Below are 21,715 nucleotides of genomic sequence, written 5' to 3' on the forward strand. Positions count from 1 at the left end.
CCGCCTGCACCTCCGCACGCGGTCCCTCGAGAGCAGGAGAAGCCCGTGTCCCACCCGTCCACCCGTACCCTCCGCCCGGGCGCCGCCGCCCGCCGCACCCGCCGCCGCACCCGGCTGGCGGCCCTGGCGCTCGCCGTCTCCGCGCTGTCCGCGAGCGGTGCCACGCTGCTGGCGGCGCCGGCCAGCGCCGCGACCGCGGGCGTGGTCGAGCAGATGGTCACGATCCAGGACCACCAGAACCACCACTCCCTGGCCAGCTCGGACGGCGAGGGCTCGCGGATCGTCGCCCGTGGCTTCCAGGACGCCTCCACCTCGTTCTGGATGTCCAACAAGCCCGGCGACCGGGTCGACTTCGCCCGCAGCGTCAACGGCACCGAGCGCGTGCTGGAGATGGACACCCGGGACGGCCGGTCCACCCAGTTCGTCCACTGGTGGGCGGGCGCCAACCAGCAGTGGACCCTGGAGACCGCCGCCGAGGGCGGCACCTACCTGCGCAACGCCGAGAACAACGGCTGCCTGACCTACCACGGCGTCGACCGGGAGGTCACCGTCGAGGGCTGCGACGGCAGCATGTCCCAGCGGTTCGACCTGAACGGGGCGGGCACGAGCCCGGGCCCGGTCACCCCCGACCAGCAGCGCTTCCTGGACCGGGTGAACGCCCTGCGCGCCCAATACGGCAAGGCGCCGGTGCGGCTCAACTCGACGCTCTCCCAGGTCGCGAAGTGCAACGCCGACCAGATGGACCAGCGCCGGGTCTCCGGGCACTTCTGCAACTCCTCGGGCATCGCGTCAGGTCTCGGTTACACCTGGCGGGGCTTCGGGGAGGTCGCCTTCTACGGGCCCACCACCGTCGACGCGGCCGTCGACGGCTGGATCAACTCCCCGAAGCACCTGGGGATCATGATCGGCGACTTCAACGAGGTCGGCCTGGCCCGTACGGGCGCGGCCTCCTGGAACGCCGACTTCGGCACCCGCTGACGTCAAGTCCCCCCGGGGCCGCTCCACCTCCCCGGAGCGGCCCCGGCGCGGGACCGGGCTCCACGCGCCGCGGTGGGCCGGTGACGGCGCGGCAGGTCAGCGGGGGTCGTCCGGGCGATGGACGCTGAGGCTGCCGTAGGCGGACAGCGCGCCGGCCAGGTCGCCGGGCGCGTGCCGCAGCGTGGCGTCCAGGAAGGCGAGCGTGGTGACGGCGACGAGGTGGGGCCGTGGGGGTAGCCGTCCAGGTCGATGACGGCGGCGAACCGGGGGTCCTGCCGGGCTGCCTGGAGGGCGGCGGCACCGCCCATGGAGTGGCCGGTCACCGCGGCCCGTGCGGTGTCCAGACGCCCGGTCGACGGCTCGCGTCCGACCAGCGGGGCGGCGATCGTGCCGCGGTCCAGGCTCTCCAGCCGGGTGAGGACGAAGCCGAGGTCGGCGGCCCGGACGGCCGTCCAGCCGGCCGCGAGTTCCTCGTCCGCGTCCCGGTCACCGGTGGAGGCGGTCGCGGCGCGGATCGTCCGGCCGTCGTCCAGGACGACCGCCGCGGAGTCGTACGGGTGGTCGAGGGCGGCCACCACGTAGCCGTGGCTGGCCAGTTCCTCCGCCCAGGCGGTGTTCTGGGTGCGCACCCCGCCCGCTCCGGGAGAGAACAGCACGACGGGGAACCGGTCGCCCCCACCGGCCACCGGGGCGTTGAAGACCGCGTGGGTGCGGGCCCGCGGAACGCCGTCGACCAGGAAGCCGGGCAGGCAGACGGCACCGGCCAGGGCATCGGAGACGGTGCGCGCCTCCTGCTCCGTGCGTCCGAGGTACTGGGCCCGCTGCGCGCCCGCGGGACTCTTCTGCGCGGGGTACCAGAGCTGGACCACGACCGTGCGCCGGTCGTCCGGGTCGGCGGTGAAGGTCTCGGGGCGCAGCGGCCTGTCCAACGCCGAGATCGCGGCCGCCCTGCACCTCGCCGAGGCGACCGTGAAGGCCCATCTCGGGCGGATCCTGCAGAAACTCGGACTCCGCGACCGGATCCAGGCGGTCGTCCTCGCCTACGACAGCCGCCTCGTCCACCCGACCTGAGCTTGTCGTTCAACCGCCTGGGTCATGCCCCCAGAGCCTCCGTCACGGGCAGGCACTCGGCGAGGAGGTTGACGACGTCGCGCCAGGCTCGCTGTGCGTGCTGCGGGTGGTAGCCGACGCCGGGGACCGTGGGGTGGTCGACCGGGGGGTGGTGGAAGGCGTGCAGGGCGCCGCCGTAGACCGTGAGGCGCCAGTCGACGCCGGCGGCCTGCATCTCGGCGGTGAACGCGTTCCGTTGCGCGGGCGGCATGATCGGGTCTTCCGACCCGACCCCGGCCCACACCGGGCAGCGAATGCGCGCCGCCTCGCCCGGCCGGCCCGTGGTCAAAGCGTTGACTGTCCCGATCGCGCGCAGGTCGGCGCCGTCGCGCCCGAGTTCCAGCCCGACGGCGCCCCCGGTGCCGTAGCCGACGACGGCGATCCGGTCGGGGTCGGTCCGCGGTTCGGTGCGCAGCACGTCGAGCGCGGCATGGCCGATGCCCCGCATCCGGTCCGGATCGGCGAGCAGCGGTAAGCACCGGGCGAGCATCTCCTCGGGGGCGCCCAAATAGCGCCCGCCGTGAAGGTCGAAGGCCAGCGCTACATATCCCAGCTCGGCGAGAATGTCGGCCCGGCGGCGCTCGACGTCGCTGAGCCCCATGCCCTCTGGTCCGAGCAGCACCGCGGGCCGGCGGTCGACACCCGCCGGGAGAGCGAGGTGGCCGATCATCGTCAAGCCGTCCGCCGGGTACTCGACCGTGCGCGTCGTCATCGTCCCCATGAGACCGGACTGTAGTGATCGTCGCGCCCGGTCCGGCCGCTGTTCTGCCGCTGGCAGAACAGCGCGCGTGGGTTCAGGCGCCGGCGGATCCCCTACGGTCTGCTCCAACTCGCCTGCAGCATCATCTGCCCGCGCAGGCTCCGGACCTCATTCCGAGATGATCAGTCAGAGCTGGCTCGCCTCCCGGACGTCGTGGAGGTGGACCAGGACGTCGTAGGCCCGGCCGATGGCGAGTTCGGGCGGCGTGGGGTTGGGGAACTGGGTGCCGACGGCGTAGGTCGGGCGCGGGACGGCCAGCCAGTCGCGGGCTGCGGCCGGGGCCTTGCGCAGGTCGGCGTAGTAGTCGCGGTAGCGGACCTGGTCGAGCGTGTGCTCGTTCGTGCCGGGGCCGGCGGGAGGGAGGGTGAACGTCTTCCAGTCGCCGCCGAGCGCCTGCGCCTTGGAGAGGAAGGACCCCCGGTCGAAGGTGGTGCCGATGGCGAGGTAGTCCGTACCCAGGGCGTCGTGGAGGAAGGACCCCTGGGTCTTCGGATACGTCGCGGGGTCGGTGGCCGTGTAGCCGACGTGGTCGTCGGCGGCCGACAGCAGGATCCGGCCGCCGGTCCGCCGCTGCCACCATGCGGTGTTCTCGGCCATCACCTGGTCGCGGTAGCGCTCCATGGCGGTCAACGAGGCGGGGTCGCCCGGGTCGACGGTGAGGAAGGTGTAGGTCTGGGCGATGTTGCGGGCGTTCTGCAGGGCGAACTCGAAGTCGTCGTCACCCGGCTTTCCCTGGCCCGCCATCAGCGTGAGCAGCTGTTGTGCCGTGGCGGCGTTCCGCTGCCGCTCCGCGAGCGGTCGGCTCAGGTACCCGATGGCGTCGTCGAGCGGGCGCAGGCCGGCGAGGAGCTCGTCCACACGTGCCAGGGACTTCGGACGGGTCCGGCGGACGTAGTCGGTGACGGCGTCGAAGACGGGCGCGTCGAGGCTGGGTGCGCCGATGTCGTCGCCCAGGAAGTGGACCGGGTGGTCGGGGTGTTCGCGGTTGTGGCCGCGCATCCACTGGATGAGGGTCACGAACTCCTCGCGGTCCCAGGGGGAGCCGGCCATCGTCTCGTGCACGAGCCGCCGGGCGTCGCCGGTGTCGTCGCCGTTGCCGTCGCCGTCGCCGTGCTGGAGGTAGTCGTCGATCCGCAGCCCCGCCGACCAGCTCATCTCCAGGGCGAAGGTGGTGAATCCCTTGTGTTCGACGAGGTAGCGGAAGACCCGGTCCTTCAGCGCGAAGAACTCGTGCGAGCCGTGCGTGGCCTCGCCCAGGCCCACGATCCTCGCGTCGCCGACCATGGCCCCGAGGGCGCGCAGGTCGGTGGTGCCGGTGCCCGGCTCCGCCGACAGCAGCGGACGGGCGATGCGGTCCAGCGCGCGGACGGGATCCGGCGCGGCGGTGGGCGTGGGCACCGCCGGTGACGCGTACGCGGCCGTCGCGGGGCCCGTTGCCGCGGCCAGTGCGAGAGCCACGGCCGCCCAGCGCTTCCGATAGCCGATCATGTGTGACCACTCCTCAATCCGTGCGACGTCGAATGCTGCTGAGAAAGATCGTCACGCCTGCGGCGGCCCGGGCGCGCTGGGGCCGGCCCGACACCTTCCCGGGGGATAGCCCCCCGGCGAGAGCTCCGGGATCCGCTGTTCGGATCGGCCACTCCTCGCCGCCCGCCGGCCCGGTCGGCCACGGGCGGACCTCCCGGCTCGTGGTCGGACGGGCCGTCGGCACCCGTGCGCCGCACCGGCCCGGGCCCCGCCGTCGCAGGTCAGCCGGGTGGGGGCCGCCCCTGGCGGGAAGGTGGCCGAAAGAGTCGTGCAATATAACCTGTGACATTGTTCTGGCGGTCGGTCGGTGACAGGATGCACGCCAATCTCCTTCACCCGGCCCGCACCGATGTCGGGCTGACCCCATCCGAAGAAGGACTCGGCGTGCTCCTGCGTACACAAAGACTCTCCATGCTCGCGGCCGGCGTTGTCGCCTGTTGCGCCACGGCCACCGCTGTGCTGCCCGCCCAGGCGTTCGCGGCACCCACGGTCGTCGCCGCCGCGCCGGCCCAGGCCCCGACCCCGACGGCGGGGTCCGAGGCCCCCGCCGCGCCCGCCGCCCCGCTGCCCCCGGCGCTGATCGGCGAGCGCCTGATGGCCAGGTCGGCCGTGACGGGCGCCCCCGTCCGGCCCGAGCCCTCCGTCGCGAACGGCCGCTCCGGAGCGAACGGCCGCTCCGGCGCGGACGCGGCGGCCGCCGCGCAGTCCTGCGCCCCGGCCGACTTCGCCGCCCGCACCGGGGCCGACCTGGTCGCGTTCATCAAGGGTTCGACCCCGGAGTGCGTCCGGGGCCTGTCCGACACCGGCGCCGCCGAGCCGGGCATCTTCCGGCAGTCCCGGATGCTGTCCGTCGCCGCCGCCTTCAAGGACCTGGCGGCCGGCTACACCGGCGACAACTCGACCGGCATCCTCCAGCTGGCGCTCTACCTGCAGGCCGGCTACCACATCCAGGTCCAGCACCCCGACGAGACCGGCCCGTACACCGGCGAGCTCACCACCGCCGTCCGGGCCGCCCTGGACGCGTTCTTCGCCGGCGCCCGCTGGCGCGACGTCACCGAGAACAACGGCGCCGTGCTCGCGGACGTGGTGTCGCTCACCGACAGCGCCGACGTCCAGGCCGGCTACCTGGGCGTCTACCGGCGGATCCTGGACGGCTACGACAACTCCTACAACTCCGTCCCGGCGATGGTCGGCGCGGTCAACTCCGTTCTCCAGAACCCGCTCTGGCGGGGCAACGCGAACCCGGACTTCGTCCGGGCGGTCGCCGCCGACCCCGGCCTGGCCCACTCCCTCGCCGACTTCGCGATCAAGCACAAGGACCTGATCGGCGGGCCCCACGAGGTCCTGGACACCAACGCGGGCAACGACCTGGCCCGGATGGCCGGGAGCGGCCCCGCCGTCGAGCCGAAGGTCAAGCCGCTGGTCAGGAAGGTGCTGGACGCCGCGCCGCTGCTGACGCCCGCGGCGCCGCTGTACGTGCACACGGCCGTCCAGGCCGCGTCCTACGACCCCGGCCAGTGCTCGTACTACGGCATCTGCGACCTCCCCGCCAAGCTCGCCTCGGTGGTCCTGCCGCACCGGCTGGTCTGCGACAACCGCACCCTGCAGGCCCAGGCGCTGTCGGCCGACGAACTGGCCACCGTCTGCGCCAGCCTGCGCAAGCAGGACGGGTTCTTCCACGGCGTGGTCAAGGACAACGGGCCGGTCCCGAACCAGTACGCCAAGACGGTCACCTTCGGGATCTTCGCCAACAAGGCCGACTACACCACCTACTCGTGGGCGATCTTCGGCAACGACACCGACAACGGTGGCGAGACCCTCATGGACGCGACCGACCCGAACTCCCAGGCCGTGACCGTGATGTACCAGAAGAAGTGGAACGAGAACGACCCCGCCCGGGTGTGGAACCTCAACCACGAGTACACCCACTACCTCGACGGCATCTACGACATGAAGGGCAACTTCAAGGCCCAGACGTCCGTCCCGGACATCTGGTGGATCGAGGGCCTCGCCGAGTACACCTCGTACAGCTACCGCGGCGCCACCGACACCGACGCGATGACGCAGGCCGGCAAGCACACCTACCAGCTCAGCACCCTCTTCCAGACCACCTACGACAACGCGGACTCGACCCGCGTCTACCCGTGGGGCTACCTGGCCGTCCGGTACATGCTGGAGAAGCACCCGGCCGACGTCCGGGCCGTGCTGGACCGGTTCCGGGTCGGCGACTACACCGGCGGCTACGCGGTCTACAACGGCCTCGGCACCGCCTACGACGCCGACTTCGACGCCTGGCTCACCGCCTGCGCCGCCGGCGCCTGCTACGCCGCCGGCCCGACCGCCCTGTTCGACACCACGGTGAACGGCGCGACCGTCAGCGTGAACGAGCGGTCCGTGCAGACCGGCCCCGGCCGGATCACCGCGTGGCACTGGACCTTCGGCGACGGCACCTCCTCGGACGAGCGCAACCCCAGCCACACCTACGCGGCGGCCGGCAGCTACACCGTCGCCCTGACCGCCAAGGACGACAGCGGCCGGATCGCCACCACCCCCACCACCGTCACCGTGACCGCCCCGCCGGCCACCCTGCCGGCCTGCACCGAGCGGCGCACCGACGCGATGGGCCGCAACTGCTCGCGCACCGGCCGCGCCGCGACCGCGGGCAACACCGACTACCTGTACGTCTACCTGCCGGCCGGGACCACCACCCTGAAGGTCACCACCTCCGGCGGCACCGGCACCGCGCACCTGTACTACAACCCGGGCACCTGGGCCTCGCCGAAGGCCTACACCGCCTCCTCCACCCAGGCCGGCACCGCCCAGACCCTCACCGTCACCAACCAGACGGCCGGCTACCACTACCTCGGCCTGTACGCCGTGACCGACTTCAGCGGAGTCACGGTCAGCACCGAGTTCTGAGCCCCGGCCCACCGGAGGAACGGCACGGCACGCGCTCGGCCGGGGTCTCCCGGCCGGGCGTCGCGCGTGGGCGTCACCCCGGCGGACGGGGCCGTCAGGATCGCGGTGGCGCGGCGGGGAGCAGGCACTCGATGAGGTAGTCGCCGGTGTCCGGGTCGATGACGACGCCGTGGGCTTCGCTGCCGAAGCCGGGGAAGGCGCGGTCGAAGGCTTCGAGAGCGGTGAGGTAGCGGAGCAGGGGGCCGTCGTGGGCGCCGAGGGACTCGCCGGGCATGAGGACCGGGATGCCGGGCGGGGTGACGGTGACCATGGCGGCGGCGGTCCGTTCGGCGGCGTCGGCGAGGCGGACGCGTTCGGTGCCTCCGCGGACGAGTTGCTCGTAGCAGTACCGGGGCGGGTGGACCGGGGTGGGCAGGTGGCGGAAGGCCTCGTCGAGGGACTCGACGAAGGCGCCGTCGCCGAGGTGGCGGTGCATCCGTGCGCAGAGCTCGCGCAGGCCGGTGCCCCGGTAGTGGCGGGGGTGGTCGCGGGTGAGGGCGGGCAGCACCTGGTGGAGCGGGGCGTTCGTGTCGTAGAGGGCCTTGAAGTCCATCAGGCCGTCCATGAGAGTGCCCCACTTGCCCTTGGTGATGCCCATGGAGAAGAGGACGAGGGTGCTGTAGCTGTCGGTCTTCTCCACGACGATGCCGCGGCCGGCCAGGTACTCGGTGAGGATGCGCGCCGGGATTCCCCAGGGCTCGGTCCGGCCGGTGGCGGTGACGCCCGGGCAGGTGATGGTGACCTTGATCGGGTCGAGGAGGCTGTAGCCGTCGGTCAGGCCGTCGAAGCCGTGCCAGGCGGCGCCGGGTTCGAGCTGCCAGCAGGAGGGCTCGCTGACGAGCAGGGACAGCGGCGCGTCGGCGAACGCCATGCCGGTGCCGGTGGCGGGGTCGGTGACCGTCTCGGGCTGCCAGACGCCGAAGAACCAGCCGGGCCGGTCGCCGGCGGCGGCGATCCGGCGGCCGGTGCGCACGACGGCCTGGCGGAAGCGGACGGCCTCGGTGACGGCCTCGTCGATGAGCCAGCGGCCCTGCGGGCCGTCCATCATGGCGGTCGCCACGTCCAGGGAGGCGATGCCGGGGTAGAAGGCCGAGGTGGTGCCGTGCATCATGAACGCCTCGTTGAAGCGGTGGTGTTCGACGGGCGCGCGGGGCGAGGGGCGGACGTGCACCATGGCGCACTGCGACAGGGCGGCGAGCAGCTTGTGCGTGGAGTGGGTGGCGAAGACGGTCGGCCGCTGCGGCTCGGGGAAGGTGTCCGGCCCGACGGCCATGCCGTACCGGCCGCGGTAGAGCGGGTGGAAGCGGGCGTATGCGATCCACGCCTCGTCGAAATGGAGGCGCGGTGTGCTGGGTGCGAGGGCCCGGGCGGCGGCGAGGGTGTCGTAGCACAGGCCGTCGTAGGTGGAGTTGGTGATGACGGCGTACTGCGGGTGCGGGGAGGGGGCGTCGGCGCTCAGCGGGTTGGCGGCGACGCGCTCGGCGACGGCCGCGGCGTCGATGGCCGCGGGGGGCAGCGGTCCGGCGAGGCCGTAGCCGTTGCGGGTCGGCACGAGGTAGACCGGCCGGGCGCCGGTGACGACCAGGCCGTGCAGGACGGACTTGTGGCAGTTGCGGTCGACCAGGGCGATCTCGTCGGAGGTGACGCTGTAGTGGCCGACCATGCGGTTGCAGGTGGAGTCGCCGTGCAGGACGAAGTAGGTGTGCTCGGCGCCGAAGACCCGGGCCGCGTTGCGTTCGGCCTCGCCGATCGGGCCGGAGTGCTCGTAGAGGGAGCCGAGTTCACCGACCGAGATGGACAGGTCGGTGCGGAACAGGCGTTCCCCGTAGTAGTCGAAGAAGGCCCGGCCGGCCGCCGACTTGAGGAAGGCCACGCCGCCGGAGTGCGCGGGAGTGTGCCAGGAGTACTCGTGCGCGTCGTCGAACTGCCGCAGGGCGCTGAAGAACGGCGGCAGGACGTCGCGCCGGTACGCGGCGGCAGCGGCCGCGACCCGGCCGGCGATGAACGCGGGCGTGTCCTCCAGCGGCCAGATGTAGCCGATGACGGCCTCGGCGACCCACAGCGGGAGGTGCTCCAGGTCGCGGTCGGAGCCGTCCGTCATGAGCAGGAAGACCGGCAGGTCCTTGAAGCGGTGCCGGATGCGGTCCAGCACCTCGGCCCCGCCGGTGGGCAGTTCGACCCCGCTCTCCGCGGCACCGTCGGCTCCGCCGCCGCCGGGCGGGCGCGGCAGGCCCCACGCCACGACCGCGGCGGCCAGGCCGGCCTCGATCCGGAGCGTCGCCGTGGCGTCCCTGCTGTCGCCGGCCCAGCGCAACTCCAGGCCGCGGTCCTCCAGTTCCTTGCCGATCCGGCGCAGCTGCTCGGCGCTCACACCGCCCCCGAGGGGGTCGTCGCGCAGTGCCAGGAGGACGGTGCCGTTCGCCATGGTGGCCCCTCTGCCGTGCGGTGCATGCCCGCGCGGGCGCGGAGCAAGCGGGTGGGGAGCACACGGGCCCGCTGCCCGGGGCCGGGTGCGGTGCCATCTTGGCGCCGAGGAGGGAGCCGGTGGTGCTCCCGGCAGGTGATTCATCCGAACGTGGCACGTGTACGACCCGCGCCGCCGGGCCATGGGGCCCGGGGGCGGGAGTCGGGGAGCTCAGCCGCCCGCGGTCAGGGCGGCCACGGCGGGCACGGGCAGGCCCAGCAGGCAGTCGTACGCGGCGTCGAGGACCTCGTCGAGCCGGTCGGTGCCCATCGGGTCAGGCCAGCTTGCCGAGCAGCTCGGCGGCGAGCGGGGCGGAGGAGGCCGGGTTCTGGCCGGTGACCAGGTTGCGGTCGACGACCACGTTCGGCACCCACGGCTCGCCGACCCGGACGTTCACGCCGGCCTCGGTGAGGCGGTCCTGGAGCAGCCACTTCGCCTTGTCGGCGAAGCCGGCCTGGGTCTCCTCGGCGTTGGTGAAGGCGGCGACGTCGTAGCCGGCGAAGACGTTGGTGCCGTCGGCCCGGGTGGCGGCCAGCAGCGCGGCCGGGGCGTGGCAGACCACGCCGAGCGGCTTGCCGGACTCCAGGGCGCGGGTGAGGAGGCGGCCGGAGCCGGGGTGGACCGCGAGGTCCTCCATGGGGCCGTGGCCGCCGGGGTAGAAGACGGCCGCGTAGTCGTCGAGGTCCACCTCGTCGAGCTCGACGGGCGAGCGCAGCTCGCTGAAGCCGGCCAGGGCGGCGGCGATGCGGTCGGCGTTCTCCTGGCCGCCGTTGACCTCGGGGGCGAGGCTGCCCCGGTCGACGGTGGGGACGACACCGCCGGGAGTGGCGACCACGATCTCGTGACCGGCCGCCTTGAAGGCCTGGTACGGCGCGACGGCCTCCTCGGCCCAGAAGCCGGTGGGGTGCTTGGTGCCGTCGGCCAGCGTCCAGTGGTCGGCGCCGGTGACGACGAAGAGGATCTTCGACATGGGGGGAGCTCCGAGCGGTGCGGATCCCGTACGGGGATCGGGGACGGTAGGTGGCCGCCGCCGACGTTTCCGAGGGACTGACACTTCTTCGCGCACAGTTCGTCAGTGCGGCGGCGTCCTCGACGGTAGAGCCCCGACCCCATCGGAATCCAATAGGCTCGTGCATGTGAGAGATAGGGATTCCGATGGGCGGCCGGAAACGCCGTCGCCGCAGGGGAGCGGCCTCCTCGATCTGAACCTGCTGCGCACGTTCCTCGCGGTGTACCGGGCCGGCTCCTTCACCGCGGGCGCCCGCGTGCTGGGTCTGTCGCAGCCGACGGTGACGACGCAGATCCGCTCGCTGGAGGGCCAGTTGGGCCGGGAGCTGTTCGAGCGGCTGTCGCGCGGCGTCGCCCCGACCCCGTTCGCCGACGAGCTGGCCGCGCGGGTCACGGAGCCGCTGGACGCTCTCGGCCCGGTCGGCGGCGGCGCTCTCCTCGGCGGGGGCGACGCGGAGCCCGTGCACCTGGCGGGGCCGGCCGAGTACCTCACGCACTGCGTGATGCCGACGCTCGCCCCGCTCGTCGACAAGGGGGTGCGCCTGCGCGTCGCCTTCGGCCTGACCGACGACCTGCTCGACGGACTGCGCGCGGGCCGGCACGACCTGGTGGTGGCCACCGTGCGCCCGCGCGGCCGCGCGCTCGCCGCCGTGCCGCTGGCCGACGAGGAGTTCGTCCTGGTCGCCGCACCCTCATGGGCCGAACGGATCGGCTCGCGGCTCGCCACCGAGGGGCCCGCGGTCCTGCACGGGGTGCCGCTCGTCTCGTACGCCGAGGACCTGCCGATCGTCCGGCGCTACTGGCGCCACGTGTTCGGCAGGCGCCTGACCTGCCGTCCGGCCGTCACGGTCCCCGACCTCGGAGCGGTCAGGGCGGCGGTCGTCGGCGGCGCCGGATTCAGCGTGCTGCCGCGCTACCTGTGCGCCGACGAGCTGGCCTCGGGCGCCCTGGTCCTCCTCGACGACCCGGACGACCCACCGATCAACACGGGTTTCCTGGTCCAGCGCCCCGGATCGGCCACGAATCCGCAGGTCACGCTGGTCCGCGACCACCTGCTGCGCTCCGCACGGTCTCACGGCGCGGAGTCGCCGGTGAGCGGGCCGCCGTCCAGGCGGCGCAGGGTGCAGTAGGCGTAGTGCCCGCTGCCGCTCGACCAGGCGGCCCGGTCCGGGCCGAGGACGGCCGAGCCCAGGTGCGCGGGCAGGTCGGGGTCGAAAAGGCCGAGGTCAGCGCCTGTGGCCGCCGCACGTGCGACCGGGTCCGTCGAAGCGACGGGGTGCGCGTGCCCGCCGGCCGCGGCCCCCGGCGGGCCGGGTCAGAGCCGGGCCACCGGTCAGAGCTGGGCCACCAGGGCGACCAGCAGGGCGGCCAGGCCGACCGCGAGCCAGGCGACGTAGTCGCCGAGCAGGCCGGAGTGCAAGCGGCGCAGCGGCAGGACGGTGGCGCGGTGCAGGGCGCCGGTGCCGCGCCGCGGGTCGCGGCGGACGGCGGCGGTGGCGAACGCGGCGGCCAGGGCGGCGGAGAGCAGGCCGAGCAGGATGCCGGAGGCCGTCCAGTCCGTGTCGGGCGCGGGGGTGGCGGCCGGTGCCGTGCCGCCGAGGGTGTCGGCGAGGTAGCCGGTGCGGTCGGTGAAGGCCGCGGCCGCCGCCGCGAGCGCGCGCCCGACTCCCGGGGCGAGGCCGACGGCCAGGCAGCCGGCCAGCAGGGCGGCGGGGACGGCGATCATGGGCGCCGGCAGCCGGCGGCCGGGGCCGCGGATCTCGGGTTCCTCGCCCTCGCCGGTGGTCGCGGCGACCTCGGGGTGCTCCTTCGGCGGGGAGCCCACCCCGCCGAAGACCCGCAGGCCCGCGCGCAGCACCGCGCCGCCGGTGAGGGCCGACACCAGGACGAACACGGCGGGCAGCCAGCCGAGTTCGCGCCCGGCGGCCTCCTCGGCGACGGCCTTGCCCAGGCCGGTGCCGAACGGCGGCAGGCCGGCCAGGGCCAGCGCGCCGAGGGCGAACAGCGCGCCGGGCAGCCGGAGTTCGCGGGCGCGGCCGTGCAGCCCGTGTTCGTCCACCGAGCCGTAGCGGTCGAGCAGGACGCCGGTGAGGCCGAACAGGGCGGCCTTGGCGCCCGCGTGGCCGGCCACGTACACGGCGGATCCGGCGAGGCCGGCCGGGGTGAGCAGGGCCGTGCCGACGAGGAAGAGGCCGACGTGCCCGACGGTGGAGAAGGCCAGCATCCGCTTCAGGTGCCGCTGCTGCCAGCACATGACGGCGCCGACCAGCGCGGTCAGCACTCCGGCCGCCAGCAGGGTGTCCCGGACGGCGGCGTCCGGCAGGCCGCCCGCGCCGGCGAAGACGACGCGGTGGATCCGGGCCACGCCGTAGACGCCGAGTTCGACCATCACCCCGGACAGCAGCATGCAGACCGGGCTGGGCGCCACGGCGTGGGCGTCCGGCAGCCAGAAGTGGAAGGGCGCCGTCGCGGCCTTCACCAGCGGGCCGGCGAGGACCAGGACGAACGCGACGACGACCAGGGCGTCCCGGCCGTGCCCGGCCGCCGCGCGCTCGTCCAGCGCGGCGCCGATCTGGGCCATGCCGAGCTCGCCGGTCCTGGCGTAGAGCAGGCCGATGCCGAGCAGGGAGAGGTAGGCGGCGGCCGAGTTGACGAGTCCGAAGGCGAGGGCGCCCTGGAGCGGGCGCGGGTCCTCGATGCGGTAGCCGGTCAGGGCGTAGGCGACGGCGCCCATCAGCTCGAAGAAGACGAAGGCGTCGAAGAGGTCGCCGGTGAGCGCGAAGCCGCACATGCCGGCCTGGAAGAGCAGCAGGAGCCCGGGGAACATCCCGCCGTGCTCGCCGGAGGGTTCGTCGAAGTAGCGCCAGGCGTAGCAGAGCACGGCGAGGACCAGGACGGCGGCGAGCAGGGCCAGTCCGCTGCCGAGCCGGTCGGCGACGAGGACGATGCCGACGCCGTGGCCGCCGCGCGGCCGCCAGCCGCCGAGCCAGGACACCGCGCGGCCGTCCGGGTCGGTGCGGGCCCACAGCAGGGCGAGGCAGCCGACGTCGGCGGCGGCGCAGGCGGTGGCGAGCGCGTCGCGGCCCGGGCGGGGCAGCCACCGCCCGGCGACGGCCACCACGGCGGCGCCGAGCAGCGGGACGGCGACGGCGAGCGGCAGGAGGTCCGCGGTGTCCATCGGCCGTCACCCGCGCAGTCCGGTGAGCTCCTCCGGGTCCACCGTGCCGTGCCGCTTGCGCAGCTGGATCACGAGGGAGAGGAGCAGCGCGGTGACGGTCGCGCCGACGACGATGTCGGTGAGCGCGAGCGCCTGGACGACCGGGTCGACGACCGGGGCGTCGGTGGGCAGGTCGGAGAAGACCGGCGCGGTGGCGTCGCGGCGGTAGCCGACGGCGAGCAGCAGGACGTACGTCGAGGACTGCGCGACGGCGAGGCAGCCGACCGCCTGCACCAGGTTGCGGCTGGTGACCAGGCCGTACAGCCCGGCGAGCAGGATCCACCCGGCCACCAGGTAGGGCAGGACGGTCATCGGTTCCTCCTCCGGGGGGTGACCTCCACGGCCTGGTCCAGGAAGTGCGCCAGCAGCACCACCACGGCCGAGCCGACCTCGACGCCGACGGCGGCGTTGATGACGGCCACCAGGCCGCTGGAGGACAGTGCGTTGAAGGTGCCGAGCGGCAGGGTGTTGGCGAGGTAGCCGGCGCCCTGGGCCAGGCCGATCAGCCCGAGGGCGGCGTAGGAGCCGGCGGCGATCGCGTCCGTGACGTCCAGGACGGCCAGCGGGCGGATGCGTTTGAGCACGCGGTAGTCGGCGGCGACGTACGCCAGGTGCAGGGCGGTGGTGAGCACGACGCCGCCCTGGAAGCCGCCGCCGGGGCTCAACTGGCCGTGGGCGACGAGGTATCCGCCGGTCAGCAGGGTGAGGGGGAGCAGCGTGGCGCCGAACAGGCGGGTGGTGGGCAGGACCGGTTCGGCCGCGGGCCGGCGCTTGTGCTCGTCCCGGGCCAGGCGCAGCAGCATGCCCGCGCCGAGCACCGAGCCGAACAGGATCGACTCCTCGCCGAGGGTGTCGAAGCCGCGCTGGTCGAAGTTGACGGCGGACACGATGTTGGCGCTCTGCCGGGCCAGCCCGGCGGCCACCGCCCGCTCGCCGTACGGGTGTCGGGCGCCGCCGAAGCCGGGGAGCTGCTCGGCGGCGACGATCAGGGCGGCGGCGAGGACGGCGGCGGCGAGGACGGCGGCGGCGGTCAGGAACAGCCGCAGGCGGGTGGTCCGGCTCACTCGGCGCGGTCCGGGCGGTCGTCGTCGCCCTCTTGGGGCTGAGTCTCCCGGCGGTTCACCTTGCGGACGGTCAGCAGGATCAGCAGCGGGGTGATCGCGCTGCCGACGCCGAGCTGGGACAGCGCGACGTCGGGTGCCTGGAGCACGGTGAACAGCACGGCGAGGCTCAGTCCGAGCAGGGCGAGGACGACGGCCTGCCGGACGGGGTCGCGGGTGAGCGCGGCGGCGGTCGCGGCGGTGGCGGTGAGGAGGAGGGCGATCACGATCAGGGTGTCGGTCACCGGTCGGCCCCCGCGGTGGACCGCCGCTCGCCGCGGACGGTGGTACGGCCGACGGCCATCGTGGTGACGGTGCCGCCGGCGGCCAGTAGCAGGCCGATGACCAGCAGTTTCACGGCCGCGCGCCCCGGCCCGGTGTCGACGGCGAGGGCGAGGGCGACCAGTGGCGCGCCGAGGGTGCCGGCGGCGGAGAGCGCGTGCAGGCGCAGGTACGGGCCGGGCAGCACGGCGAGCGCGAGCGCGGCCAGCAGCAGGGTGGCGGTGCCCGCGCACAGCAGGGCCACGGCGACGGCGTGGCGGCCCGTCACCGCTCGTCGCCGGCGAGGAAGCGGGTGAACACGAGCGTCCCGGCGGGGGCGAGCACCGCGAGGTCGAGGGCGAGGTCGGTGTACGAGGTGCGGCTGAAGCCCTGGGCGAGCAGGAGCAGGACGGCGGAGGCCGCCGCCGCGGCCAGGTTGAGGCCGGCCAGGCGCGCGTGCGGTGCGCCGCGCAGCCCGACCAGCAGGCACGGGCCGAGCCCGCCGGCGGCGAGGAAGGCCGCCGCGAGCAGCCACGCGTTCACCGCGCGCCGCCCGTCAACGCGCCTTCCAGCAGGGAGACCCGGCTGCTGGTCGCGTGCACGGTGAGCACGCCGTCCTCGGTGGCGACGACGTACGCGCCGGGCGTCGAGGACAGCAGTGCGGCGGCCCAGGCCGCGCCGGTGCCGGGCCGCAGCCGGACGGTCCGGAAGCCGGCCTCCCGCCGGCGGGCGGGCGACAGCACGAGGAGCGCCAGCCGGCCGGTGTCGGCCAGCAGCGTCCACGGGAACGCCCAGAGCGCGTGCGCGAGCCGGGCCGGCCCGCCGGGGGCGGCCCCGGAGGCGCGCCGGACGGCGCCGGCGCCGAGGGCCCCGAGGAGCGCGACGCCGCCGCCGACCGCCACCTCCAGCGGCGTCACCGAGCTGATGAACACCGTGTTGAGGAGCAGCAACAGCCCCCACCAGAGCAGGAGTTCGATGGCCGAGCGCACCGCACCACCCCCATGTACCACCCGTGGGCCCGCCACCGTGGCGGGCGGCCCCCAGGTGTACCGTCCGTTCGGCGGACCGGCCCCGCGCGCAACGCCGCCGCGCGCGGGATCGCCCCTGCGGACCACCCGTTCGCCGCAGTGCGGGAACAGGTCCTGTGATGATCGGCCGGGCCGTCAGCCGGGGCCGGGCGGTGCGGACTCGTGGGCGGGCTCGGTGACTTCGTACTCCGGGCCGTCCTGCGGCCCCTTCTCCTCCTCGTGTTCGGGCGGCGGTCCGCCCTCGCCGGTCATCCGCGACTCCGGCGTCTCGACCGGGGTCGTCGGGTCCACCGGCGCGTGCTCGTGCTGGTCGCTCATCCTGCTCACCTCCTGGTGGCGGTCTCCTTCTCGTCCACGGGTGGCGCACGCGGCGCCGCCGGTCACCGGCCCCGGGCCCGCGCGCCGGCCGCGGCGGCGCCGAGCAGCGCCGCCCCGCCGACCGCGAGCAGGCCGTGGTGCTGGGAGGCCCACAGCTGCGCGCTGTGCTCGCGGGCCTCGGCGTCGAAGCGCCCGTGGGCGCCGTGGTCGGCGGTGTCGTCGGCGGGCGCCCACAGGTTGTCCGGGTCCTGGGCGCGGCGCGGCCGCTCGTCCTGCTGGGCGTCGACCCCGTTGCGGGCGAGGTAGCGGTCGAGCAGGCCGGGGGCGACGGCGTTGGCGATCAGGGTGACGGCGGTGCTGGCGCCCACCCAGTACTCCCGGCGCCCGGGGTGCTCGGCGGCGTACCGGACGGCGCGGGCGGCGAGTTCGGGCTGGTGGACCGGCGGGACGGGCCGGGCCCGGCCGCGCAGCCGGTTGAGCACCCAGTCGAACTGCGGCGTGTTGACGGCGGGCAGTTGCACCATCGTCACCCGGACGCCCGAGCCGCTGGCCAGCAGTTCGCAGCGCAGCGCCTCGTGCCAGCCCTGGAGGGCGTGCTTGGCGCCGCTGTAGGCGGTCTGCAGCGGGATGCCCCGGTACGCGATGGCAGAGCCGACCTGCACGACCGTGCCGTGGTCGCGCGGCAGCATCCGGCGCAGCGCGGCGCGGGTGGCGTTGACGTACCCGAGGTAGGTGACCTCGGTGACCCGCCGGAACTCCTCCGCGCTGATCTCCGTGAACGGCGCGAAGACCGAGACGAAGGCGTCGTTGACCCAGACGTCGATCGGCCCGAACTCGGCCTCGGCGCGTTCGGCGGCGGCCTCGCAGGCCTCCGGGTCGGCCACGTCCGCGCGGATCGTGCGCACCGGCGAGCCGGCCGCCCGGGCCTCGGCCGCCGCCGCGTGCAGCCCGGCGGAGCCGCGGGCGATCAGCACCAGGCGGTCGCCGCCGGTGGCGAAGGCCCGGACGCAGGCCCGGCCGACGCCTGCGGTGGCGCCGGTGATGACCACGGTGCGGGGCTCGGAAGGCGTGCGGGAAGTCGTCATGGCGGGCGTCTTGCCGGGGCACCGCGCCCGAAACGTCAGGGCCCGAAACGTCATGGCCCGAAACGTCAGGGCCCGAAACGTCAGGGCCCGAAACGTCAGGGCCCGAAACGTCAGGGCTCGGAACCTCGGCGCCCGCAACGTCAGGACTCGCCCTCCGACGGACGACGGCCCGCCGGTGGATCCTCGGGCGGGCAGCGCCCGTTCTGCTGGCGCAGGTGCTGGGCCGGCAGCAGGAACCAGCAGAAGGCGAACCAGAGCATGACGGCCCCGGCGATCCAGGCCGAGACCGCGGAGCCGGTCGCCACGCGCAGCAGGAGCAGCAGGGCGGAGCCGATGGTCAGGGCCAGCATCAGCAGGCCGGCCGCCACCAACCGTGCGGCGGCGTCGACCAGTTGGGGCTTGAAGCGGTGCCCGGCGAAGATCCGGTGATAGGCGACGGGCGCGGTGAGCGCGCCGGTCGCCAGGGCGCCGAGGACGACGGTGACCACGTACAGGGCCCGGTCGAGGCCGCCGAGCTGCGTGAAACGCGGCATGAAGACCACGCTCAGCAGGAAGCCGAACAGCACCTGCGAACCGGTCTGGGCGATCCGCACCTCCTGGAGCAGGTCGGTCCAGCGGCGGTCGGCCCGTTCGTCGGCCGACTCCCGCCGTCCGGTCCGCGGCACGTGGGTGCGGGCGGTGCGTCCGGTGCTGGGTGCTGTCATGGGATCGACTCCGGGGTCCTCCGGGTTCCTCCGGACTCCTCGGGCCCGGCTACTGCTGCCCGGGGTGGGGCGTCGGCAGCGGTGCCGGGTCCGGGTCCGGGAAGGGCTCGGGCCCCGGGAACGGCGGAGTGGGCGGGGGTGCCGGGTCGGGGCCCGGCCGCGGCACGGGGTCGGGGTGGGGGATCGGCTCGGTGTCCGGATCCGGGGGCGAGGGGATCGTCATCGCGCTGCCTCCTCGGGAGTCGTTGCGCGAGCACGTGTACCCGGCGACCCGCCGGTGAATCGATCCGCCCGAGGCGCGGCCGGTCCGAGCCCAGCGCCCGTGCGGACGTTTCCCGATCGCCGCAGCGGAAACCCGCGCCTCGGGGGCAGAGCCCGTGTGAGGTACGCGAAGGAGGAGCACCGTGACCCCGAAGGTTTCCGACCACATCCTGGAACGGCTGCGCGACTGGAACGTCGAGTACGTCTTCGGCTACCCGGGCGACGGCATCAACGGGCTGCTCTCGGCCTGGGGCCGGGCCGAGAACCGGCCGGTGTTCGTCCAGGCCCGGCACGAGGAGATGGCCGCGTTCGAGGCCGTCGGCTACGCGAAGTTCTCCGGCCGCACCGGCGTGTGCGTGGCGACGTCCGGACCGGGCGCGATCCACCTGCTGAACGGCCTGTACGACGCCAAGCTCGACCACGTCCCGGTGGTCGCCCTGGTGGGGCAGACGAGCCGCAGCGCCATGGGCGGCTCCTACCAGCAGGAGGTCGACCTGCTCAGCCTGTTCAAGGACGTCGCCGCCGACTACTGCCAGATGGTGACCGTCCCCGAGCAACTGCCCAACGTGCTCGACCGGGCGGTGCGCACCGCCGCCGCCCGCCGCACGGTGACCGCCGTCATCATCCCCGCCGACGTCCAGGAGCTCGACTACAGCCCGCCGGAGCACGCCTTCAAGATGGTGCCGTCCAGCCTGGGCAACCCGCACTGGACGGTCGTGCCCGAGCAGGACGAACTGCGCCGGGCCGCGGACGTGCTCAATGCCGGCCGCAAGGTCGCGATGCTCGTCGGCCAGGGCGCCCGCGGCGCCCGGCGGCAGGTGCAGGAGACGGCCGAACTGCTCGGCGCCGGCGTCGCGAAGGCGCTGCTCGGCAAGGACGCGCTGCCCGACGTCCTGCCGTACGTCACCGGGGCGATCGGCCTGCTGGGCACCCGCCCGTCCTACGAGCTGATGCGGGACTGCGACACCCTGCTCACCATCGGCTCCAGCTTCCCGTACTCGCAGTTCCTGCCCGAGTTCGGCAAGGCCAGGGCCGTGCAGATCGACCTCGACCCGTTCATGGTCGGGCTGCGCTACCCGTACGAGGTCAACCTGGTGGGCGACGCGGCCCGCACGCTCGACGCGCTGCTGCCGCTGCTGGTCCGCAAGGAGGACCGCGGTTGGCAGCGCACCGTGTGCGACAACACCGAGCGCTGGTGGGAGGTGATGGAGCGCCGGGCCGCGGTCGAGGCCGACCCGATCAACCCCGAGTACGCGATCCACGAGCTCGACCACCTGCTGCCCGACAACGCCATGGTCACCTCCGACTCCGGCTCCGCCGCCAACTGGTACGCCCGCCACCTGCGCTTCCACGGCAGCATGCGCGGCTCGCTGTCCGGCACGCTCGCCACCATGGGCCCCGGCGTGCCCTACGCGATCGGCGCCAAGTTCGCCCACCCGGACCGGCCGGCGATCGCCCTCGTCGGCGACGGCGCGATGCAGATGAACGGCCTCGCCGAACTGATCACGATCGCCAAGTACTGGCAGCAGTGGCAGGACCCGCGCCTGGTGGTGGCGGTGCTCAACAACCGCGACCTCAACCAGGTCACCTGGGAGATGCGGGCCATGGCGGGCGAGCCGAGCTTCCTGCCCTCCCAGCAGCTCCCCGACGTCGACTACGCGGCCTTCGCCCGCACCCTCGGCCTCGCCGCCGAGCGGGCGCTCGGGCCGCAGGACGTCCCGAGCGGCTGGCAGCACGCCCTCGCCGCCGACCGCCCGTTCCTGCTGGAACTGCGCACCGACCCGGCGGTGCCGCCCATCCCGCCGCACGCCACCTGGGACCAGATCCAGGCCGCCGCCGAGTCCGTCCTGCGCGGCGACAGCGACCGCGTCGCGATGGTCCGCCAGGGGTTCAAGGCCAAGCTGCAGGAGCTCCTGCCGACCTTCGGAGGCCGGCATGGGCGCCGTTGACCTCGCCCTGCGCAACGTGCGCACCGGGCGCTTCCAGCGCTCGCTCGCCCTGGCCACCGCCGCCGGCTCGGTCGTCACGGCCGCCGAGATCTACCTGGAGCACGACCGGGCCGGCTTCGGCAACCGCGTCATGTGGTGGCCGGTGTGGCTCGGGCCGGTCGGCGCGGTGGCCGGCGTGGCCGGCGCGCTCGACCCGCGGGCCGCGCACACGCTGCTCCCCGTCGCCTCCGCCGCGATCACCGTCAACGGCATCCAGGGCACCTGGCTGCACGTGCGGGGCATCGCCGAGAAGCCGGGCGGCTGGGCGATGGCCCGCTACAACGTCGAGATGGGCCCGCCGCTGTTCGCGCCGCTGCTGATGAGCCTGGTCGGAGGGATGGGACTGGTCGCCGCCGTACTGCGCCGGGAGTCACGCGATGCCTGAGCCGCGCTTCCCCGGCTTCGACGTCCTCGCCCAGGCCCGGTACTGGGACCGCGAGACGGCGGCCGTGGTGTACGCCCGCACCGGGCCGCAGCCGCCCCTGCGGTTCTTCACGCCCGCCGAGGAGGCCACCGCCCGCGCCCTGCTCGACCAGCTGCTCGACCACCCCGAACCACCGCTGCTGCGGATGATCGACGCCCGCCTCGCCGAGCTGGAGACCGACGGCTGGCACTACGCCGACATGCCGCCGGACGACCAGGCCTGGCGCCGCTCCCTGCACGCCCTGGACGAGGACGCGGACGGCCCGTTCGCCGCGCTCACCGAGGCGCAGCAGCGCGCCCTGATCGGCCGCGTCGGCGCACTGGACGGCGAACGCTGGCACGGCCTGCCCGCCCGGCACGTCTGGAGCCTGTGGACCAGGTACGCCTGCACCGCCTACTACTCCCACCCCACCGCCTGGAACGAGATCGGCTTCGGCGGCCCCGCCCACCCCCGCGGCTACCTGCGCCTGGGCGTCGGAAAGCGCGAGCCCTGGGAGGTCGCCGACGCCCACTCCCACCCGCCCC

The 21,715-nt window shown here is 74.3% G+C and carries 21 protein-coding genes and 1 pseudogene; 7 read left to right on the forward strand and 15 right to left on the reverse strand.

The features are described 5' to 3' along the window. Nucleotides 1–45: 45 nt before the first annotated feature. Complete coding sequence (locus VM95_RS38755) at nucleotides 46–978, forward strand: CAP domain-containing protein (RefSeq protein WP_052707310.1); 933 nt, start codon at nucleotides 46–48, stop codon at nucleotides 976–978. 2 nt (nucleotides 979–980) lie between these two features. Here the strand turns inward: VM95_RS38755 and VM95_RS11815 are convergent, their stop codons facing one another. Beyond that, nucleotides 981–1,847 (reverse strand): alpha/beta hydrolase family protein, encoded by an 867-nt coding sequence (locus tag VM95_RS11815; protein ID WP_425265297.1) that lies wholly within the window; start codon nucleotides 1,845–1,847, stop codon nucleotides 981–983. A gap of 49 nt (nucleotides 1,848–1,896) precedes the next feature. Between VM95_RS11815 and VM95_RS40180 the strand changes: the two are divergent. Next, nucleotides 1,897–2,049, forward strand: a pseudogene (locus VM95_RS40180) (response regulator transcription factor); the annotation flags it as partial. A 22-nt stretch (nucleotides 2,050–2,071) separates the two neighbouring features. On the opposite strand, the gene VM95_RS11820 reads toward VM95_RS40180, so the two are convergent. Beyond that, nucleotides 2,072–2,809, reverse strand: a complete 738-nt coding sequence (locus tag VM95_RS11820) for a dienelactone hydrolase family protein (protein ID WP_045695128.1) — start codon at nucleotides 2,807–2,809, stop codon at nucleotides 2,072–2,074. Nucleotides 2,810–2,974: 165 nt separating this feature from the next. Next, a complete protein-coding gene (locus VM95_RS11825) occupies nucleotides 2,975–4,336 on the reverse strand; it encodes an erythromycin esterase family protein (protein WP_045695130.1) in 1,362 nt (453 codons plus the stop codon). Between the two features lie 450 nt (nucleotides 4,337–4,786). Here VM95_RS11825 and VM95_RS11830 point away from each other — a divergent pair, with 450 nt between their 5' ends. Beyond that, nucleotides 4,787–7,294 carry a collagenase gene (locus VM95_RS11830; protein ID WP_045695132.1) on the forward strand — a complete coding sequence of 836 codons (2,508 nt, stop codon included), beginning with the start codon at nucleotides 4,787–4,789 and terminating at the stop codon, nucleotides 7,292–7,294. Between the two features lie 94 nt (nucleotides 7,295–7,388). Here the strand turns inward: VM95_RS11830 and VM95_RS11835 are convergent, their stop codons facing one another. Further along, the gene (locus tag VM95_RS11835) at nucleotides 7,389–9,758 is read right to left on the reverse strand and encodes an Orn/Lys/Arg family decarboxylase (RefSeq protein ID WP_045695133.1); all 2,370 of its coding nucleotides are present in this window, start codon (nucleotides 9,756–9,758) and stop codon (nucleotides 7,389–7,391) included. A gap of 313 nt (nucleotides 9,759–10,071) precedes the next feature. Then, complete coding sequence (locus tag VM95_RS11840) at nucleotides 10,072–10,767, reverse strand: type 1 glutamine amidotransferase domain-containing protein (protein ID WP_045695134.1); 696 nt, start codon at nucleotides 10,765–10,767, stop codon at nucleotides 10,072–10,074. A gap of 166 nt (nucleotides 10,768–10,933) precedes the next feature. Here VM95_RS11840 and VM95_RS11845 point away from each other — a divergent pair, with 166 nt between their 5' ends. Continuing rightward, on the forward strand, nucleotides 10,934–11,935 hold the full coding sequence (locus VM95_RS11845) for a LysR family transcriptional regulator (RefSeq protein WP_244178730.1): 1,002 nt from the start codon (nucleotides 10,934–10,936) through the stop codon (nucleotides 11,933–11,935). Nucleotides 11,936–12,138: 203 nt separating this feature from the next. On the opposite strand, the gene VM95_RS11850 is transcribed toward VM95_RS11845, so the two are convergent. The 10 genes from VM95_RS11850 to VM95_RS11890 all read right to left on the reverse strand — a co-directional run bounded on the left by VM95_RS11850 (nucleotide 12,139) and on the right by VM95_RS11890 (nucleotide 18,518). Continuing rightward, on the reverse strand, nucleotides 12,139–13,983 hold the full coding sequence (locus VM95_RS11850; RefSeq protein WP_045695139.1) for a complex I subunit 5 family protein: 1,845 nt from the start codon (nucleotides 13,981–13,983) through the stop codon (nucleotides 12,139–12,141). Between the two features lie 6 nt (nucleotides 13,984–13,989). Further along, nucleotides 13,990–14,334 (reverse strand): sodium:proton antiporter, encoded by a 345-nt coding sequence (locus VM95_RS11855; protein WP_045695141.1) that lies wholly within the window; start codon nucleotides 14,332–14,334, stop codon nucleotides 13,990–13,992. Next, a complete protein-coding gene (locus tag VM95_RS11860) occupies nucleotides 14,331–15,086 on the reverse strand; it encodes an MnhB domain-containing protein (RefSeq protein ID WP_045695143.1) in 756 nt (251 codons plus the stop codon). The genes VM95_RS11855 and VM95_RS11860 overlap by 4 nt, the downstream gene beginning before the upstream one ends. Continuing rightward, a complete protein-coding gene (locus VM95_RS11865; RefSeq protein WP_045695145.1) occupies nucleotides 15,083–15,367 on the reverse strand; it encodes a Na(+)/H(+) antiporter subunit B in 285 nt (94 codons plus the stop codon). The genes VM95_RS11860 and VM95_RS11865 overlap by 4 nt, the downstream gene beginning before the upstream one ends. After that, on the reverse strand, nucleotides 15,364–15,672 hold the full coding sequence (locus VM95_RS39640) for a monovalent cation/H(+) antiporter subunit G (protein WP_052707312.1): 309 nt from the start codon (nucleotides 15,670–15,672) through the stop codon (nucleotides 15,364–15,366). Before VM95_RS39640 ends, VM95_RS11865 begins: the two co-directional genes overlap by 4 nt. Further along, nucleotides 15,669–15,926 (reverse strand): monovalent cation/H+ antiporter complex subunit F, encoded by a 258-nt coding sequence (locus tag VM95_RS45140; RefSeq protein ID WP_052707313.1) that lies wholly within the window; start codon nucleotides 15,924–15,926, stop codon nucleotides 15,669–15,671. The genes VM95_RS39640 and VM95_RS45140 overlap by 4 nt, the downstream gene beginning before the upstream one ends. Continuing rightward, the gene (locus VM95_RS11875) at nucleotides 15,923–16,372 is read right to left on the reverse strand and encodes a Na+/H+ antiporter subunit E (protein WP_045695148.1); all 450 of its coding nucleotides are present in this window, start codon (nucleotides 16,370–16,372) and stop codon (nucleotides 15,923–15,925) included. Before VM95_RS11875 ends, VM95_RS45140 begins: the two co-directional genes overlap by 4 nt. 174 nt (nucleotides 16,373–16,546) lie before the next feature. Then, nucleotides 16,547–16,729: a hypothetical protein gene (locus VM95_RS11880; RefSeq protein ID WP_045695150.1), complete on the reverse strand. Its 183-nt coding sequence runs from the start codon at nucleotides 16,727–16,729 to the stop codon at nucleotides 16,547–16,549. A 62-nt stretch (nucleotides 16,730–16,791) separates the two neighbouring features. Next, nucleotides 16,792–17,814: an SDR family oxidoreductase gene (locus tag VM95_RS11885; RefSeq protein WP_045695152.1), complete on the reverse strand. Its 1,023-nt coding sequence runs from the start codon at nucleotides 17,812–17,814 to the stop codon at nucleotides 16,792–16,794. Between the two features lie 140 nt (nucleotides 17,815–17,954). Continuing rightward, nucleotides 17,955–18,518, reverse strand: a complete 564-nt coding sequence (locus VM95_RS11890; protein WP_045695153.1) for a DUF6328 family protein — start codon at nucleotides 18,516–18,518, stop codon at nucleotides 17,955–17,957. 404 nt (nucleotides 18,519–18,922) lie between these two features. Between VM95_RS11890 and VM95_RS11895 the strand changes: the two genes are divergently transcribed. From VM95_RS11895 to VM95_RS11905, 3 genes are all read left to right on the forward strand, one after another. Continuing rightward, a complete protein-coding gene (locus tag VM95_RS11895) occupies nucleotides 18,923–20,728 on the forward strand; it encodes a thiamine pyrophosphate-requiring protein (RefSeq protein WP_045695156.1) in 1,806 nt (601 codons plus the stop codon). After that, entirely contained in the window at nucleotides 20,715–21,152 is a 438-nt protein-coding gene (locus VM95_RS11900) for a hypothetical protein (protein ID WP_045695157.1), read from the forward strand. Before VM95_RS11895 ends, VM95_RS11900 begins: the two co-directional genes overlap by 14 nt. Further along, the coding region (locus VM95_RS11905; RefSeq protein ID WP_045695159.1) for a gluconate 2-dehydrogenase subunit 3 family protein at nucleotides 21,145–21,715 on the forward strand (571 nt) is incomplete at its 3' end. The genes VM95_RS11900 and VM95_RS11905, both read left to right, overlap by 8 nt.

The sequence above is a fragment of the Streptomyces rubellomurinus genome (assembly GCF_000961885.1).
Lineage (GTDB): Bacteria > Actinomycetota > Actinomycetes > Streptomycetales > Streptomycetaceae > Kitasatospora > Kitasatospora rubellomurina.